This window comes from Rothia sp. 18CD1-1 (assembly GCF_055285355.1).
In genome coordinates this window covers 198,123-215,380 of the sequence record NZ_JBUZLI010000001.1, presented here as the reverse complement: position 1 = coordinate 215,380, position 17,258 = coordinate 198,123, and the positions used below count along the sequence as shown (strand labels likewise).

The following is a 17,258-nucleotide window of genomic DNA, read 5'->3' as shown; positions in this document are numbered from 1 at the left end:
CTACCCTCCCGAAATATCCAGTTCTGCCCCGGCTAATCCCAGTCTTTCAGCATCGCCTAGTTCTCGGCTGCGAAGCCAGCCGTCGGGGAGGTGGGCTTTTTTGGGGCTGCCGGCTCGTCCTCGGGGTCCTTCTACGGCGGCACCGGGGTAGGGTATGGTGTGGTCGAGTTCGGCTAGAAATTCACGGAAAGTTTCCAGATCGGGCACCCGCGACATTTTTTGTCGCAGCTGCCCTCCCACCGGGTATCCGTGAAAGTACCAGGCCACATGTTTGCGGATCTCACGCATACCCTTGGTTTCGTCGCCGAATGTTTCGACTAGGAGCTCGGCATGCCGGTAGATCATGTCGGCCACCTCAGAGATACCCGGTCGGAACCGCTGATCGGAGCCCTCAAAAGCATTCTGTAAATCTCCGAAGAGCCAGGGCCGGCCCTGACAGCCGCGGCCCACCACAATACCGTCAACACCGGTCTGTTCAACCATGGCGATGGCGTCCTCGGCAGAAAAAATATCCCCGTTCCCCAGGATAGGAATATCGGGGATGGCCTCACGCAAATCGGCGATAGCTCCCCAGTCAGCCCTGCCCGAATAGTGCTGCACCATGGTACGGCCGTGCAGGGCGATAGCCGCCACACCCACATCACGAGCCACCCTAGCGGATTCCATAAAGGTCAGATGGTCCTCATCAATACCCTTACGCATTTTAATGGTCAGGGGAATATTATTGCGGCTCGCCTCGGTGACCGCTGTCTGGACAATGGCCCGGAAAAGGTCCCTCTTCCAGGGCAGGGCAGAGCCGCCCCCCAGCCTGGTCACCTTGGGGGCGGGGCAACCAAAGTTAAGATCAATATGGTCGGCGCGGTCCTCTTCCACCACCATGCGCACCGCCCTACCCACGTTCACCGCGTCAACACCGTAAATCTGGATTGACCGGATCTCTTCGTCGGGATCATGCTCAATGATGCGCAGCGACTCAGCCCGTCGCTCCACCAGAGAACGCGCGGTCACCATCTCGGTCACATACAGGCCGCCCCCGTATTCACGGCAGAGACGACGAAAAGCCCTGTTGGTGACCCCCGCCATGGGGGCAAGCTCTACCGGGACCTTCACGGTGTGTTTACCCAGCTGCAGCGGCGGTAGCTTCAACTGCCCCGCGGCGGGGGCTTCTCTGCTTTCATTCACCCAGCAATTGTAGCCCGAACTTGCCCCGCTCCACCCCACCGGCAACAATAGGGTGAGGAGGGAGACACCGTGGACGATATACGGATTGAACGGGTACTCCGCGCGGTGGAGTGCCTGGGACCGGGGCAGGCTGCAACCTACGGTGACCTGGCAGAAATCACCGGTGAATCTGCGCGGCTGGTAGGGAGGATTCTCGCCCAGTGGGGGTCAAACGTGAGCTGGTGGCGGGTGTGCAATTCCCGCGGCGAAATTCCCGGACACGGCAGACGGGCCCTCGAACACTGGAGACGGGAGGGCTTCGCGGTCTCTACCGGGAAGGACTCAATCAAGCTCAGCCAGCACCGGGTTAACCGCGACGACCTCAGAGAGCGGTGGGTAGCCGCCGTGGACAAACTCTGCTAGCGGCACCGAGCCCATCTAGGCATCGGCAAGCACCAGCATGTTTTCCTGCACGGTGGCAGAACCCATGCTCAGAAGCTTCTCCACCACCGCCCAGAGCTGCCCCATCGCCTCGTCAACTTCCAGGGTCACCGGGTACTGGGCGGTGAGCAGAGAAAGCAGCTGCACGATAGCCTCGGTGGCTGTCTCATCGTCAAAGTCGTAGCCTACCAGCACCTCGGTGGCGTGATCATCGGGTACCTCAAAACCGGGCATATCTGCCTCAAGCGGCCGGTAGCTTACGGCAAAAGCGAGAATCTTTCCCTTTTTGCCCTGGCGGCGGGCTTGCTGTACCCGGTCCCGCAGCACAATCGCCCCGTAGGCATCCGCCTCCTCCGAGAGAAAAAGACGGTTTACCCGCCCCAGCGATAGTTCTGCCGGTGGGTCCCAGCGGTGAGACCGCCGATAAAAGTCCCAAAATTTCTCGGTCAGCTCCACCGAACCGGTAGCGATATCCTCAACTGCCTGGGTAGGCTGATCGTCGTCATCGTGCCGGAGCGGCACCACGGGTACAGAACCGGCCGCGACCCGCACAATATAGGAGTGCTGTATCTGCTTGAGTCCCGCAGCGAGCGCAAATTCTGCACCGGCTGAGCCCTCTTCAACTTTGGCCCGTAGGGTGTTTACCCCGGATGGGGAGGTTTCGGCCAGTTTCCGCAGCCGGGAGAGCAGGGCGGTGCCAACACCCTGGCGCCGGTGGTCCGGGGCGACCTCAAGGTAGACCCACAGGTGGCGGTGGTGCAGTGAGCTTTCATAGACGGTACCTGCCGCCACCGGGATACCCCGGTGGGTGGCGATAAGGGTTCGCCGCCAGGGAGAGGTGTCGGAGTCTGCGGCGAGTGTGGCGCGAAAAGCTGCCTGCTGGGAGTTTTCGGCGTCCGCCCATATCTGTAGCAGCTGTAGATCGTCCCCCTCCTGCCAGGGGCGAAAAGTATATTCACTCACGATTGTCTCTCTCGCTTATTCTTTTTTCGTTACCGAGCCTAGCCCAGTAGCTTCTGCGCCAGGTAGGCCGACACCCGGTCGAGGGGTACCCTCTCCTGGGCCATTGTGTCCCGTTCGCGGATGGTCACGGCCCGGTCCTCGAGGGTGTCGAAATCAACGGTGATGCAGAAGGGTGTACCGATTTCATCCTGGCGGCGGTAGCGGCGGCCGATTGCCCCGGACGTATCGTAGTCAATGTTCCAGTTGCGGCGTAGCCGATCAGCCAGTTTCTCAGCCTCGGGTGTGAGCTCAGCCTTTTTGGACAGCGGTAGAACCGCCGCCTTTACCGGGGCCAGGCGGGGGTCAAGTTTGAGCACGGTACGTTTGTCCACCCCGCCCTTGGTGTTGGGGGCCTCATCTTCGTGGTAGGCATCGACGAGAAAGGCCATCATAGACCGGGTTAGACCGAAAGAGGGCTCAATAACGTAGGGAACATAGCGTTGGCCACTGGCCTGGTCAAAGTATTCAAGTTTGGCATTGGAGTGTGCGTTGTGCACACCCAAATCGTAGTCGGTGCGGTTGGCAACACCCATCAGTTCCCCCCAGGGGTTACCCTGGAAACCAAAATTGTATTCGAGGTCGATGGTACCCGCCGAGTAGTGGGCGCGTTCGTCGGCGGGGACGTCGAACCGGCGCATATTGTGCGGGTTGACACCGAGATCGACAAACCAGTTCCAGCAGTCTTCCACCCACTGATTGAAATAGCTGTCTGCCTCCTCGGGGTGCACAAAATACTCTATTTCCATCTGCTCAAATTCGCGGGTGCGGAAAATAAAGTTACCGGGGGTGATCTCGTTGCGGAATGCCTTACCGATCTGGCCGATACCGAAGGGGGGCTTCTGGCGGGCTGCGGTCACCACGTTGTTGAAGTTAACAAAAATTCCCTGGGCGGTTTCGGGGCGGAGGAAATGCAGGCCCTCCTCGTTGTCGACCGGGCCCAGATAGGTTTTCATCAGGCCCGAGAAGTTCTGGGGTTCTGTCCACTGTCCCTTGGTGCCGCAGTGGGGGCAGTTGACGTCTGCCATCCCCCCGTCCGGTGCGTGCCCGTGCTTCTCCTCGTATCCCTCAAGAAGGTGGTCCTGGCGCAGGCGGGTGTGGCAGGAGAGGCACTCAACCAGCGGGTCGGTGAAGGTGGCTACGTGGCCCGATGCCTCCCAGACAGCGCGCGGGAGAATAATTGAGGAGTCTAGGCCCACCATATCTTTGCGGCCGCGCACAAACGTATTCCACCACTGCGTGCGAATATTTTCTTTCAGCTCGGCACCGAGCGGACCGTAGTCCCAGGCCGAACGGGTACCACCGTAGATCTCACCCGCCTGAAAGACAAAGCCGCGGCGCTTTGCCAGGGTAATCACGCTGTCGAGGGTGGATTTTTCTGCCATGTCTCTTCCTTACGCTCCGCCGCTGGATACGGCGTGCCGGGTCGGTTATCTTTATGCGCCCGTAAGAGCTTTTAAAAGTATGTTACGAGCGCGCTATCAAGAGTACCCTATACGGTTTCTAGGCGGGGGTTGCCTACCCGCGCTAACCCCGCAGCTGAGACCGGTTACACTTGAGTCTATGGGTGAAATAGAAGAGGTGTCCGTGCGGGAGGGTTCTATCCGGCTTGGCCAGTTTTTGAAACTGGCCAATATGGTGGAGAACGGGGCCCACGCCCGCGAACTGATTCAAGACGGCCTGGTCAAGGTCAACGGTCACATATGTGAGCAACGAGGGAAGCAACTGTACCCCGGCGATACAGTGGAACTTAACGGCTTGAGCCTTCGGGTAGCCGCCGACCACCGGTCCTGACCCAAATTTTTATCGGCCGGAGCCACTGTCTAAAATATTTTTCCGTACAAAAAGGGCCAGCTGCCCAACCTCCTCATCGCAGATGGCGTGCTGCATACCCGCATAAACATGGGACTCCAGGGTGCTGTGCCGCCGCAAAAAATCCTCGGTAAAAGCAACCCGCCGGGCCGGTATCACGGGGTCTGCGTCCCCCCGCCCGTAGAAAACCGGCAGTTCCGCCTGAGCCAGGTCCGTATCGTGCAGGTAGTCAGATTCGGTATCGATCACGTATCCGCTCAAACCCATGAGCGAGCGCACAAGACCGGGACGGTGGCGGGCAATAGTTGTTGCCAGCGCCATACCCTGGGAGAACCCCAGCAGGGACACGGAACGGTAGATACCGGACTCGGCATCGAGGAAATCAAGCACGTAGTCGGCGGCAAGCTCGACGGACCTGAAGTCTGCATCGAGGTTGGCGGTGGACAGGGGGAACCACTGGTAGCCGGTTGCGGTTCCGGGGATGAACGCGGTATCGGCGTCCGGGGATAGTTTTGCCCCCACCGGTTGCGGTGCCCGCATACCTGCCCAGGTGATAGGGCCGCCGATCATCTGCCCTAGCTGGAGGAGGTCTTCTTCCTGAGCGCCGTAGCCGTGAAGCATGAGCACCAGGTGCGTATCTTCCCTCTCCTGTACCCGGTTGGTGTATTCAACGATATGTTTCATGGTGCTCCTCGGGGCGGGCCTGTTGTATCTTTGTTGGCGAGTTTTTCTTCTTGCCTGCTCAGCGCCCCGTGCAGAATAGCCTCTACCTGCGGTTTTTCAATCAGGAATCCGTCGTGGCCGCTGGGTGAGCGAATCACCTGCGGCTGAGGGTTCCCCGGGGCCGCGGCAGCAAGAATTATTGACTCGCTGGGAGAGAAGAGGCGGTCGGTGTCGACGTAGGCGATGAGCCAGTCGCAGTGGGTGCGGGCGAGTGTTTGGCGTAGGGTGCCGCGCCCGCGCGTCACGTCGTGGGTCATCAGTGCCTCGTTGATGGCCAGGTAGGAGTTGGCGTCAAAACGGTGCACAAGTTTCTCGGCCTGGTGGTCCAGGTAGGATTCCACCTCGTAGCGGCCTCTCTTCCGGGTATAGGATACCAGAGTCCGCTCGTGGCCCCGGGGCCTGCGCCCGAAACGGTAGTTCAGCTCGGGTGCTGAACGGTAGGTGATATGAGCTATGCGCCGGGCCAGTCCCAGCCCCGCAACCGGGCCCGCTGTGCCGTAGTAGTCACCACCGCACCAGTTGGGGTCAGAGCGTATCGCCAGGTTCTGTGCCTGGGCCCAGGCAAGCTGGTCTGCGGTTGCCGAGTGCCCCGAGGCAATGACAGCGCACCCCTCCACCAGCGCGGGGTAGCTGGCCGCCCATTCGAGGGCGCGGGCGCCTCCCAGCGAGGCACCGATAATATAGCGGTATGAGGCTATTCCGAGCAGGTCGGTCAGTCTCTTTTCGGCAGCAACGGTATCGCGGATAGTCACCTGGGGGAAACGGGACCCGTAGGGTCTACCATCGGGGGCCGGGCTGGCCGGTCCGGTCGATCCGTAGCAGCCGCCCAAAATATTGGGGGCAACCACAAAATACGTGTTGGTATCGATGACACAACCGGGACCAACCATTCCCTCCCACCAGCCCTCCCTCTCAGCCTGCCCGACCGACCGGGCAGAGGAGCCTGCGGGAGGGACACCCCGGGAAACATGGGTGTCCCCGGTGAGAGCGTGCAACACCAGTATCGCGTTATCTCGCTGTCGGTTGAGCTGCCCCCAGGTCTCATAGGCCAGAGTTACCGCGGGCAGCACCTCCCCGTTTTCAAGCCGAAAATCACCGATCGATAGGTGCCTCAGCAGGCCGTCACCGCGATGGAGAGGGGCCTTACCTTCGGTCACAGTACACCTCTTTCACGGATCATCCGCACCCTACCGAATAGCGGCAAAACCCAGCTCAAGGTCTGCCAGCAGATCATCAACATTCTCAATCCCCACGCTCAGCCGCACAAAGGCGGGGCTAATCCCGATGGCCTCCAGCTCAGCTTCCGACGACTGCGAATGCGTGGTGGAAGCCGGATGAACCGCCAGCGAGCGCACATCACCAATATTGACCAGCAGCGAGTGCAGTTGCAGCGCGTCAACAAATTTATTGGCGGTTTGGGCGTCGGCGTCTTTGAGGGTGAAGCCGAGTACCGCCCCGGGGCCCTCGGGTATGTATTTCTGCGCCAGGTCGTAGTGGGGTGAGCTCTCCAACCCGGCCCAGCTGACCGATTCCACCGCCTCGTGTGCCTCCAACCAGCGGGCGATGGTCCGGGTGTTTTCGATATGGCGCTCGATGCGTAGCGACAGCGTTTCTAAGCCTATGGCGATGTTGAAGGCGTTGGTGGGTGAGATAGCTGAGCCCAGGTCGCGGAGAAGACCAACCCGTGCTTTCACAATGTAGGAGAGGTTGGCCCCGAATACGCCCTCAGCACCCAGGTCACGTGCGTAGACCAGGCCCTGATAGCCTTCATCGGGTCGGTTGAAGAGGGGGTATTTTTCGGGGTCTGCACCGTAGTCAAAGTTGCCCGAGTCCACGATCACACCGCCCACCGAGGTGCCGTGGCCGCCCAGGTATTTGGTGGCGGAGTGAACCACGACGTCGGCCCCAAAGGCAATGGGGTTGAGGAGGTAGGGGGTGGGGATGGTGTTGTCAACGATCAGCGGTAGACCTGCCCGGTGGGCGGTAGCGGCAATGGGTTCAATATCGAGAACATCTCCCTGCGGGTTGGGCAGGGTCTCGCCAAAGAAAGCCTTGGTGTTGGGGCGAACCGCTTGCTCCCACTGCCCTATATCGCGGGGGTTTTCGACGAAGGTGGTTTCGATGCCCAGGGTGGACAGGGTGTATTTGAGTAGGTTATACGATCCGCCGTAGAGAGAGGGAGAGGCGACAATGTGGTCTCCGGCTCCGGCGACGTTGAGGATAGCAAAGGTGGTTGCCGCCTGCCCCGAGGACAGAAGCAGGGCACCGGCCCCTCCCTCAAGAGCCGCAATACGGTTTTCAACCACCTCCTGGGTGGGGTTGTTGAGGCGGGTATAGATGGGGCCCAGCTCCCTGAGCGCGAACCTGTTAGCGGCCTGCTCCGAATCCCTAAAAACAAAGGATGTGGTCTGGTAGATGGGTAGCGCCCGTGCCCCCGTGGCGGTATCCGGTGTCTGGCCGGCGTGGATCTGTTTGGTCTCAAATTTCCAGCCACCGGGGTTTTCGGGTGTGGGAAGGGTGTTTTTTGCGCTCATGTTTGCTCCACTGTTTTGAATCTTAGTTGGGGCCACATGCCGTTTCTTTCGGGAGATGTCTCGAAAGGTAACGATGTCCCGGAAAGAAGATGGGGCATCGGTCCCGCGCTTGCACAGAACTTTTGAACTGTGCCAGGTCTTCACCCAGGGCACCCCACCGCGAGTGGAGGGTTGCCGACCAGTAAGCTGGGGCTTAACACTGGTTCTCATGACCCTGTCTCTGCCATAGTACCCGCATATCGGGCGCCCCGGTCAACCGATCCGCAATATTTCATGGCCCGCTTAGCATTTGGTCATATTTCGTCATACCGAGCCGCACAGAGACACATACCGCGAGAATTCCATTACCCGACCCGCAATCCCTGCAGTATGCTATAGGAATATAGACTCACCGTATTGTCGCACGCCACATATGTATGAGGAGGTACCGGTTTGACTTCGCCACAGGCTCCCCGCACCCCGCAGCGGGACACAACACGCACCCACCACGGTGACACCGTGATCGACCACTACGACTGGCTCAAAGAAAAAGACAACCAGCAGGTGATTGACTATCTCACCGCAGAGAACGCATACACCGCAGAGGTTACCGCAAACCAGCAAGAACTGCGACAAAAAATTTTCGACGAAATACGGTCCCACGTGCAAGAGACCGACCTATCGGTTCCCACCCGCCACGGTGACTGGTGGTACTTCAGTCGCACCGCGGATAACCAGCAGTACCCCATCTACTGCCGGGTCGCGGCAGAAACCTCCGGTAGCGTAGAAGACCGGTTCACTCCCCCAGATATTGACGCCCACAGCACGGTTCCCGGTGAACAGGTGCTGCTGGACTGCAACGAATTTGCCCGCGACATGGCCTTCTTCTCCCTGGGATCATTCGTGCCTTCGCTCGACGGGACCGTGCTCACCTTCAGCGTCGATGACACCGGCGACGAACGCTACCGCCAGTACTTTAAAGATCTTGTCACCGGACAGCTCCTCGAGAAAACCATCGACAACGTTTTTTCTGGGGCCTACCTCACTCCCGACGGGGCGTCCCTCATCTATGCGTTAGCGGATGACTCGTGGCGCCCCTACCAGGTGCGCAGGCACCTCATCGGGGGGACAGAGGAAGACTCGGTTCTCTACACCGAAACCGACCCGACCCTCTGGCTGGAGTCCGTTCTCTCCAGGGACCGTAGCCACCTTATCCTCACCTCCTACTCGTCCGAGTACTCAGAGGTCCGTCTTATCCCGGTCACCAACCTGCGGGCAGACCCCGTGACCGTTATCGAAAAAACCCAGAGGATACAGTACTCGGTAGAGCCCATCACCGTTGACGGCGGTAGCTACCTGCTCATCCAACACGACCACCGGGCTCTCAATTCCGAGCTAGTGTTAGCCCCCTACCCCACCGGCCAGTCCTTTACCGACTTCCGGGCAACCTGGCTACCGGTGGCAGCCCACCGCCCCACCGCCCGGATAGAAACATTCTCTCTTTCCTCCGACCACCTGGTACTCACCGCCAGAGAAAACACCACCGTAAAAGTTTTCCTCACCCCGCTCACCCAGCTCCAAGAACTCCTCGACACCGGCCACCGCGCCGGCTGCACCTTCAGTGAACCGACAGAATTCGCCGAAGACATATACACCACAAGCCTCCTCGGTGCCTCCGTCGACTCCCCGGTGATCCGCTTCCTCTATACCTCCTGGATCACCCCGGCACGGGTCTACGACTACTTTCCCGCTACCGGCCGTCTCCTGCTGCGTAAGCAGACCCCGGCTCCCGGATATGACCCGGCGGACTACACCGCCTACCGGATGTGGGCGCCGGCCCCCGACGGCACCATGGTCCCCGTCTCCGTCATGCACCGCGCCGACCTCGACAAAAATATCCAGCACCCCCTGCTCCAGTACGGCTACGGATCCTACGAGGCATCCATGGACCCCTATTTCTCTGCGGCAAGGCTCTCCCTGCTCGACCGCAACATCATCTACGCTGTCGCCCACGTGCGCGGCGGCGGTGAGCTGGGCAGAAGCTGGTACCTGGACGGCAAGAAGCTGGCAAAGAAAAACACCTTCACCGATTTTGTGGCGGTCACCGACTTCCTGGCCGGCCAAAACTGGGTGAGAGCCGACAAAATAGCGATTGAGGGTGGCTCCGCGGGGGGCCTACTTATCGGGGCAGTGCTCAATCTCGCCCCCGAAAAATACGCGGCGGCTATCGCCGAGGTCCCCTTTGTCGATGCGCTCACCAGCATCCTCAACCCCGACCTGCCGCTCTCGGCGCTAGAGTGGGAAGAATGGGGTAACCCCATCACCGACCCCGAGACTTACGCCTACATGAAATCGTATACACCCTACGAAAATATTCGCCCGGTCACCTACCCACCCATTGTGGCGATCACCAGCCTCAACGACACCAGGGTGCTTTACGTAGAACCGGCAAAGTGGGTGGCCCGCCTCCGGCAAACCATAGCCGCCGACTCACCCACCCCCCTCCTCAAAATCGAGATGGACGGTGGGCACGGGGGTGGTTCCGGCCGCTACACCCGGTGGAAAGATATCGCCTGGGGGTACGCCTTTGCCCTCAGCCACCTCACCGACTAGCTCACGCCAAGCTTCTCCACAATAAGCTCGCGTACCCTGGCAGCGTCCGCCTGCCCACCGGTGGCCTTCATTACCCGACCCACCAGGGCGCCGGCAGCCTGCACTTTACCGCCGCGAATCTTTTCGGCAACATCGGGCATGGCTGCCAGGGCCTCGTCGACGGCATCAGACAGCGCGGCGTCATCGGAGACCACCGCAAGACCGCGTTTCTCAACGATGTCTGCGGGTCTCCCCTCTCCCTCCACCACAAAACCGAGCACCGTCCGGGCGATCTTGTCGTTGATTTTCTTCTGCTCGATCAGGCTGTTGATCTCCACCACGGTGGCAGCGTCCGCACCGGTCTCACCGATACCGACCTCACGCTCTTTAGCAATACGGGCAATCTCACCCATCCACCATTTGCGGGCCACAGACGCCGGGGCACCGGCGGCAACGGTCTCCTCGATCAGGTCCACCGCACCGGCATTAACCACGTCGCGGAACTCCTCGTCAGTAAAACCCCAGTCGGTCTTCAGCCTTTTCCGGCGGGCCGCGGGCATCTCGGGTAGCTGCGACCGCAAAGACTCAATCCACCCGCTATCGGTGACCACCGGAACCAGATCCGGCTCGGGAAAATACCGGTAGTCGTCAGCATCAGACTTGGGGCGGCCAGCGGTAGTCTCCCTGGTGTCCTCGTGCCACATGCGGGTTTCCTGCACAATCCTCTCACCGGTTTCCAACACGGCGGCATGCCGCTGAATCTCATAGCGCACCGCCCGCTCTACTGACCGCAGAGAATTCACATTTTTGGTCTCGGTCCGGGTGCCGAATGCGCTGGCCCCCTTGGGCATCAGGGACACATTGGCGTCGCAGCGCACGTTGCCGCGCTCCATGCGGGCATCCGAAATCCCCAGCGCCTTCACAATATCGCGAATAGCCGCCACATAGGCGCGCGCTAGCTCGGGGGCACGCGCCCCCGCGCCCACAATGGGGCGGGTCACGATCTCTACCAGCGGCACGCCCGCCCGGTTATAGTCAACCAGCGAGAAGCTGGCGCCCTGGATACGCCCGGCTGAGCCACCCTTATGGGTCAGTTTCCCCGCGTCCTCTTCCATGTGCGCGCGCTCGATCTCCACGGTGAAAACCGTACCGTCTTCGAGCTCGATATCAAGAGAACCGTTGGCCGCAATAGGTTCATCGTACTGTGAGGTCTGAAAGTTCTTGGGGGTGTCGGGGTAAAAATAGTTTTTGCGGGCAAAATGCGAGACCGGCGCTATATCACAGCCCAGGGCAAGCCCCAGCTTGATAGCGTACTCCACCGCCCGACCGTTAACCACCGGGAGTACACCGGGCAGCCCCAGCGACACAGGGGTGACGTTGGTGTTAGGAACATCGCCAAACTCGTTGGGGGCAGAATCAAACATTTTGGTGGCGGTGTTCAGCTCAACATGAACCTCAAAACCAAGCACGGGATCGTACTTCTCCACGGCCTCTTCAAAACTCAAAATTTCGTCCGACATTTACTGTGCTCCCCCAAAATCAAAATCACGGATCAAAGACTCGGTATCCGGCATCTGCGCCCACAGCGGCGCACCCCACCGGTCTAACAAAAGTGCCTCCAGGCCCGCGCCCACACGGTAAAGCCGGGAATCTTCGTGTGCGGGGGCAGTGAACTGAATACCCACCGGCATCATATCCTCGTCTGCCAGCCCAGCCGGCAAAGAAATCGAGGGTACACCCGCCAGGTTGGTGGGCACGGTGGCAATATCACCCAGATACATGGCCATAGGATCAGACGACTCGTCCATCTGCCCCAGCCCGTATGCGGTGGTGGGCGTCGTGGGAGAAACCAGCACATCGCACCGCTCAAAAGCTGCCGCATAGTCGCGCTGGATCAGGGTACGCACCTTTTGCGCCGAACCGTAGTAGGCGTCGTAGTAGCCGGCTGACAGCGCATAGGTACCAAGGATAATGCGACGCTTAGCTTCAGCACCGAACCCGGCAGCACGGGTAGCAGACATAACCCGTTCAATGGTTACAGGACCGCTCTGCGGCAGGGCCCGCAGCCCAAACCGCACGCCGTCATATTTGGCCAGGTTCGACGAAACCTCGGAGGACATAATCAGGTAGTAGGCCCCCAGGGCTTCTTTCACCGAGGGAATAGATACCTCAATAATCTCGGCACCGGCGGCCCGCAACAGCTCCAAAGACTCATTAAAACGAGCCGAAACACCGGCCTGGAACCCCTCACCGGAGAGCTCTCGGATAACACCGATCCTCAGCCCTTTTATGCCTCCCTCACCGGCCCCGCGGCGGGCCTCAGCCGCATAGGGTCCCACCGGTTCACGCAGAGAGGTGGAATCTTTGGGGTCGTGTCCGCCAACAATTTCGTGCAGCAGCGCAGCATCGAGCACGGTACGGGCACAGGGCCCCACCTGGTCAAGCGAGGACGCCATAGCAATCACACCGTAGCGCGAAATCGACCCGTAGGTGGGTTTCACACCCACGGACCCGGTCACCGCTGCCGGCTGACGGATAGACCCACCGGTATCGGTTCCCAGGGCCAGGGGGGACTGAAAAGCGGATACCGCGACAGCCGACCCACCCCCGGAACCACCGGGGATTCTATCCAGCGCCCAGGGGTTGCGGGTCACCCCAAAAGCTGAGTGCTCGGTCGAAGAACCCATCGCAAACTCGTCAAGATTGGTTTTACCCAAAATCGGCATACCGGCGGCCCGCACCTTTTGGGTAACCGTGCCGTCGTAGGGGCTCATCCAGCCCTCCAGCATACGGGAGGCGGCGGTGGTCGGCTGCCCCACGGTCACAATGAGATCTTTGATAGCAATAGGCACACCGGCAAGTTCGGACAGCTCTTCCCCGGCAGCACGTGCCCGGTCAACCTCACCGGCAACCGCGAGCGCCTCCTGCTCATTGACGTGCACAAAAGCGTTGAGGCCGTCTTTTCCAGCGGCGCGATGATCAGGGTCCAGGGCGGTACCGTCGGTTGCCGCAATCCGGTCAAGGTATCCGCGCGTCACCTCCACCGAGGACACCTCACCGGACTTGAGTTTTTCGGCAATTTCGGCGGCAGAAAGTTGAATAAGCTCGTTCACCGGGACCCCCTAGTCTTCCACCAGAATTGCCGGAACCCTAAATTTTCCGTCTTCTTGATCGGGAGCACCCGATAGCGCCTCCTGCGCCGTCAGTGTCTTCCCCACGGTGTCTTCTCGAAAGACGTTGCGAAGCGGGATCGGGTGCGAGGTAGCAGGAATATCATCGGATACAGCCTCCGATACCGAGGCAACAGACTCAACGATCACGCCGAGCTCGGAGGCGAGCGCCTCCAGCTCCGCGTCTGTCATATCAATACGAGCCAGCTGGGCAAGATGCGCAACGGTCTCACGGGTAATGTCAGACATGGGTTCTCCGTTATTGGCAAAAGTTTTCCTCACCCAGTTTAGCCGCACCGACCGGCTAGAACCACCGGGCGTGGTCCCCTGTCGGTTGATGCGGGTTGAACATAAACCGGTTTGGTGCAGAAAAAATCCGCCACCGCTGTAAACAGCGGTGGCGGAGAGTAAAAACTGCTGTCTCCCGAAGGGGACTGCTGAGATCTTTCTAGGCTGCGGGAATGGTCAGTACCTGACCAACCTCGATAACATCGGGGTTGGGCACAATGTCTGCGTTTGCTGCCGCGAGAATCGACCAGTCATTGATGCCGTGTGCAAATGCGATCTCCGAGAGAGTGTCACCTGCCACCACGGTGTAGGTGTTGCCCGCAGCAGGTGCCGGAGCCGGTGCTGCCTCGGCGGCGGGGGCCTCAACAGCTGCGGGAGCCTCAGGTGCTACCGGAGCCTCAACAGCCGCCGGTGCTTCTTCAACCACGGTGGTCTCTTCAGCCTGGGTGGTCACCTGTGCGCTGTCCTCAACCACTGCGGCAGCACCGTTGGTGCTGTACTGGTAGAGGTTCAGCTGCGAGGCGCACGAAGGCCAGGCACCCCAGCCCTGCATGGCAAGCAGGTTTTCAGCAACGCGGATCTGCTCAGCCTTTGAGGCGTTCTGGGGCGAACCGGTACCACCGGCCGCTGCCCACGATGACTGGGTAAACTGCAGACCGCCGTAGAAACCGTTGCCGGTGTTAATGGACCAGTTGCCGCCTGACTCGCACTGGGCAAGAGCATCCCACGCTTCGATGGGTGCTGCATTTGCCGGAGCCGACAGGGTGGCTGCGGCGGCACCGCCGATAGCCAGAGCTGCTGCTGTGCGGGTTGCGTTACGACGAATGGAAGTCTTGTTCACAATGCTCCAAATAGGCCACCTAACGCTAGCCCAGTCCCCTGGGTTCGCTGCGTCGCCGTCTACCCTAGATGCTTCTTGGGTATCTAGTAAAGGTTTTGCCCTGTAGACGGACTCAGGTGTGCGGCAAAACCCGGCATGTTGTTCACGGCCTTGACGGCCCCGAACTGTTTGTTATTCCCTCATCGGGATTTCTTCGTTGATAACGATACTGTAACGATTTGATATACGCCAGCCACTTTTAGGGGACGACAATCACACAAGAGGGGACACCTTCGAGCGCCGCCCCGGCCCGGCTTCCGTGATCTTATTAATTATGTTTCACCCTTAACACCGCCGGTTTTCCCGTGTTTGCACGCCCGCAAAAGAACAGTTAGCTTATTATTTTGGTGTTTTTACCGTGCCCAATCTGGGGCCGTCCACCCCCAGCCGGCACCGAAAAAATTTTTAAAAATTTTCTCTTTTCGTGGCGTACAACATACTGAGAAGGGCCGTTAAACCCCGTTTCCCCCATCTTCTTCCGATAGAAACTGCTCGGCACCGCCATCCAGTAGCCGGCGGAAACCCTCCTCATCAAGCACCGGGATACCCAGCTGCTCAGCCCTGTCACGCTTGGACCCTGCCGAAGCTCCTGCCACCACAAAATCGGTCTTTTTGGACACCGACCCCGATGCCCTACCACCGCGCACAAGAATCGCCTCTTTAGCAGAATCGCGGGTAAAACCCTCCAGAGTCCCGGTCACCACCACGGTAACCCCCTCCAGGGTACGCCCAATACTTTCATCGCGTTCATCAACCATACGCACCCCGGCGGCAGCCCACTGTCGAATCACATCCCGGTGCCAGTCCACCGCAAACCACTCTTTAACAGAGCGGGCAATAATACCGCCCACGCCGTCGACCGCCGCAAGCCTCTCCTCATCCGCAGCCTCAATAGCGCTCATCGACCCGAACTCGGTGGCAAGAGCACGTGCTGCGGTGGGCCCCACGTGCCGGATAGACAGCGCCACCAGCACCCGCCACAGCGGCTGCGACTTGGCTTTCTCCAGCTGAGCCATCAGGTTCTCGGTGTTCTTGGTGGGGTGAGAAGCCACCTTGGCGCTACCTTTGGTCCAAAAATAGGGCACCAGCTCAACCTCACCGGTGGGCTTACCGGCCCGCCGCTTCTGCCGCTCAATCCTAACGTTTCGTAAATCCTCAACGGTGAGATCAAAAAGATGGGCCTCAGAAGTCAGCGGGGCAGTCTCCGGATCCGCCGGTGCCACCAGAGCTTTAGCGGCCTCATAGCCCAGTGCCTCAATATCAAAGCCACCGCGCGAAGCGGCATAAAATATCCGCTCGGTCAGCTGCGCCGGGCAGCTGCGCGGATTGGTACACCGAATATCAACGTCGCCCTCTTTCTCCGGCTCAAGCGCCCAACCGCAGGAAGGGCAGAAAGCGGGCATCACAAACTCGGTCTCATCCCCGGTACGCAGGGCCGCCACCGGGCCCACAATCTCCGGAATCACATCGCCGGCCTTACGCAGCACCACGGTATCACCGATCAGCACCCCCTTGGCCTTCACTACATCCTGGTTATGCAGGGTCGCCGTTTCAACGGTTGAACCGGCAACTTTCACCGGCTCCATCACACCGTAGGGGGTCACCCGCCCGGTCCGGCCCACCCCCACCCGAATATCGAGGAGTTTAGTGTTTACCTCCTCGGGAGGGTACTTATAGGCAACCGCCCAACGCGGAACCCGTGAAGTGTAGCCCAGCTGCTCCTGGACACGAAAATCGTTCACCTTAATCACAATGCCGTCAATCTCGTGCACCAGCGAGTGCCGCTTCTGCCCGTAGTCGGCAATAAAATCAAGAATTTCATCAAGCCCCTCGCACAGCCTGGCATAGGGGCTGGTGGGTAGACCCCACGCGGCAAGCCGCGCATAGGTCTCATACTGGCTGGCGCCATCTAGCTGGCTACCGCTGCCCACGCCGTGCACAAACATGGAAAGCGGCCTGCGCGCTGTCACCTGCGCATCCTTTTGCCGCAGGGACCCGGCAGCGGCATTACGGGGGTTGGCAAAGGGCGCCTTACCCTCTTTCACCATCTGCTCATTCAGGGCGCGGAAATCGGTTGACGATATAAAAATCTCCCCGCGCACCTCCACCTCCTCGGGGTGGTCCTGCCCGGCGAGCCGGGCGGGGATACTTTTAATAGTGAGTACGTTGTGCGTAACGTCCTCGCCCACGTAGCCGTCACCGCGGGTGGCAGCCCGCACCAGTTTTCCCCGCCGGTAAAGCAGGCTGATAGCCAAGCCATCGATTTTGAGCTCGGTCAACCACCGGGGCTTTTCTCCGCCGATCAGGGTGGCGTTCTCCTCGGTTTTTGCAAACCAGGCCCGGAGCTCGTCCAGCGAAAAAACATCTTCAAGCGAGTACATTCTGCTGATATGGGTCACCGGCGCAAAAGCTTCCGAAGCCACCCCTCCCACCTCCTGGGTGGGCGAATCATGGGAAACGATCTCGGGGTGGAGCGCCTCTAGCTCCTCAAGCTCACGATACAGAGAATCGTAGGCGGCATCAGAGATGGTGGGGGCATCGTCCACATAGTAGCGCTGACGGGCGGTACGCACCCGCTCTTTAAGCTGCTCGTAGTTTTCTTTGAGCGCACCGCTGACACCGCCGGGTGCCGCCTGGGGAATATTTTCTTGATCAGTCACACACCCATTGTGCCACCGA

General features: G+C 59.9%; 14 protein-coding genes and 1 riboswitch. Of the genes, 3 read left to right on the top strand and 11 right to left on the bottom strand.

Annotated elements, in window-relative coordinates; genetic code table 11:
- On the bottom strand, positions 1-1,182 hold the full coding sequence (gene dusB, locus ACS1BR_RS01005) for a tRNA dihydrouridine synthase DusB (RefSeq protein WP_463559563.1): 1,182 nt from the start codon (positions 1,180-1,182) through the stop codon (positions 1-3).
- A 69-nt stretch (positions 1,183-1,251) separates the two neighbouring features.
- On the opposite strand from dusB, the gene ACS1BR_RS01000 reads away from it, so the two are divergent.
- Positions 1,252-1,584, top strand: coding sequence for an MGMT family protein (locus ACS1BR_RS01000; RefSeq protein ID WP_463559562.1), 333 nt, complete (start codon positions 1,252-1,254; stop codon positions 1,582-1,584).
- 15 nt (positions 1,585-1,599) lie between these two features.
- Here ACS1BR_RS01000 and ACS1BR_RS00995 read toward each other — a convergent pair whose 3' ends face one another.
- Both ACS1BR_RS00995 and ACS1BR_RS00990 read right to left on the bottom strand, forming a co-directional pair.
- Entirely contained in the window at positions 1,600-2,565 is a 966-nt protein-coding gene (locus tag ACS1BR_RS00995) for a GNAT family N-acetyltransferase (protein WP_463559560.1), read from the bottom strand.
- A 38-nt stretch (positions 2,566-2,603) separates the two neighbouring features.
- A complete protein-coding gene (locus tag ACS1BR_RS00990; RefSeq protein WP_463559559.1) occupies positions 2,604-3,986 on the bottom strand; it encodes a glycine--tRNA ligase in 1,383 nt (460 codons plus the stop codon).
- Between the two features lie 178 nt (positions 3,987-4,164).
- Between ACS1BR_RS00990 and ACS1BR_RS00985 the strand changes: the two genes are divergently transcribed.
- Positions 4,165-4,395, top strand: a complete 231-nt coding sequence (locus tag ACS1BR_RS00985) for an RNA-binding S4 domain-containing protein (protein WP_463559558.1) — start codon at positions 4,165-4,167, stop codon at positions 4,393-4,395.
- 9 nt (positions 4,396-4,404) lie between these two features.
- On the opposite strand, the gene ACS1BR_RS00980 is transcribed toward ACS1BR_RS00985, so the two are convergent.
- Genes ACS1BR_RS00980 through ACS1BR_RS00970 form a run of 3 tightly spaced genes read right to left on the bottom strand, consistent with a single transcriptional unit; the run spans position 4,405 to position 7,670 of the window.
- Positions 4,405-5,097 carry an alpha/beta hydrolase gene (locus ACS1BR_RS00980; protein ID WP_463559557.1) on the bottom strand — a complete coding sequence of 231 codons (693 nt, stop codon included), beginning with the start codon at positions 5,095-5,097 and terminating at the stop codon, positions 4,405-4,407.
- Positions 5,094-6,293, bottom strand: a complete 1,200-nt coding sequence (gene metX / locus ACS1BR_RS00975; protein WP_463559555.1) for a homoserine O-acetyltransferase MetX — start codon at positions 6,291-6,293, stop codon at positions 5,094-5,096. The genes ACS1BR_RS00980 and metX overlap by 4 nt, the downstream gene beginning before the upstream one ends.
- Before the next feature lie 30 nt (positions 6,294-6,323).
- Positions 6,324-7,670: an O-acetylhomoserine aminocarboxypropyltransferase/cysteine synthase family protein gene (locus tag ACS1BR_RS00970; protein WP_463559554.1), complete on the bottom strand. Its 1,347-nt coding sequence runs from the start codon at positions 7,668-7,670 to the stop codon at positions 6,324-6,326.
- A 100-nt stretch (positions 7,671-7,770) separates the two neighbouring features.
- A riboswitch (SAM riboswitch) is annotated at positions 7,771-7,884 on the bottom strand.
- 218 nt (positions 7,885-8,102) lie between these two features.
- Between ACS1BR_RS00970 and ACS1BR_RS00965 the strand changes: the two genes are divergently transcribed.
- Complete coding sequence (locus tag ACS1BR_RS00965; protein WP_463559553.1) at positions 8,103-10,262, top strand: S9 family peptidase; 2,160 nt, start codon at positions 8,103-8,105, stop codon at positions 10,260-10,262.
- On the opposite strand, the gene gatB is transcribed toward ACS1BR_RS00965, so the two are convergent.
- The 5 genes from gatB to ligA form a co-directional block, all read right to left on the bottom strand.
- Positions 10,259-11,761: an Asp-tRNA(Asn)/Glu-tRNA(Gln) amidotransferase subunit GatB gene (gene gatB, locus ACS1BR_RS00960; protein ID WP_463559551.1), complete on the bottom strand. Its 1,503-nt coding sequence runs from the start codon at positions 11,759-11,761 to the stop codon at positions 10,259-10,261. The genes ACS1BR_RS00965 and gatB overlap by 4 nt on opposite strands.
- Positions 11,762-13,354, bottom strand: coding sequence for an Asp-tRNA(Asn)/Glu-tRNA(Gln) amidotransferase subunit GatA (gene gatA / locus ACS1BR_RS00955; protein WP_463559550.1), 1,593 nt, complete (start codon positions 13,352-13,354; stop codon positions 11,762-11,764). It abuts the gene before it with no gap.
- Positions 13,355-13,363: 9 nt separating this feature from the next.
- A complete protein-coding gene (gatC, locus tag ACS1BR_RS00950; protein WP_463559549.1) occupies positions 13,364-13,660 on the bottom strand; it encodes an Asp-tRNA(Asn)/Glu-tRNA(Gln) amidotransferase subunit GatC in 297 nt (98 codons plus the stop codon).
- Positions 13,661-13,859: 199 nt separating this feature from the next.
- Entirely contained in the window at positions 13,860-14,540 is a 681-nt protein-coding gene (locus ACS1BR_RS00945; RefSeq protein WP_463559548.1) for a transglycosylase family protein, read from the bottom strand.
- Positions 14,541-15,031: 491 nt separating this feature from the next.
- The gene (gene ligA / locus ACS1BR_RS00940; protein ID WP_463559547.1) at positions 15,032-17,239 is read right to left on the bottom strand and encodes an NAD-dependent DNA ligase LigA; all 2,208 of its coding nucleotides are present in this window, start codon (positions 17,237-17,239) and stop codon (positions 15,032-15,034) included.
- Positions 17,240-17,258: the final 19 nt, after the last annotated feature.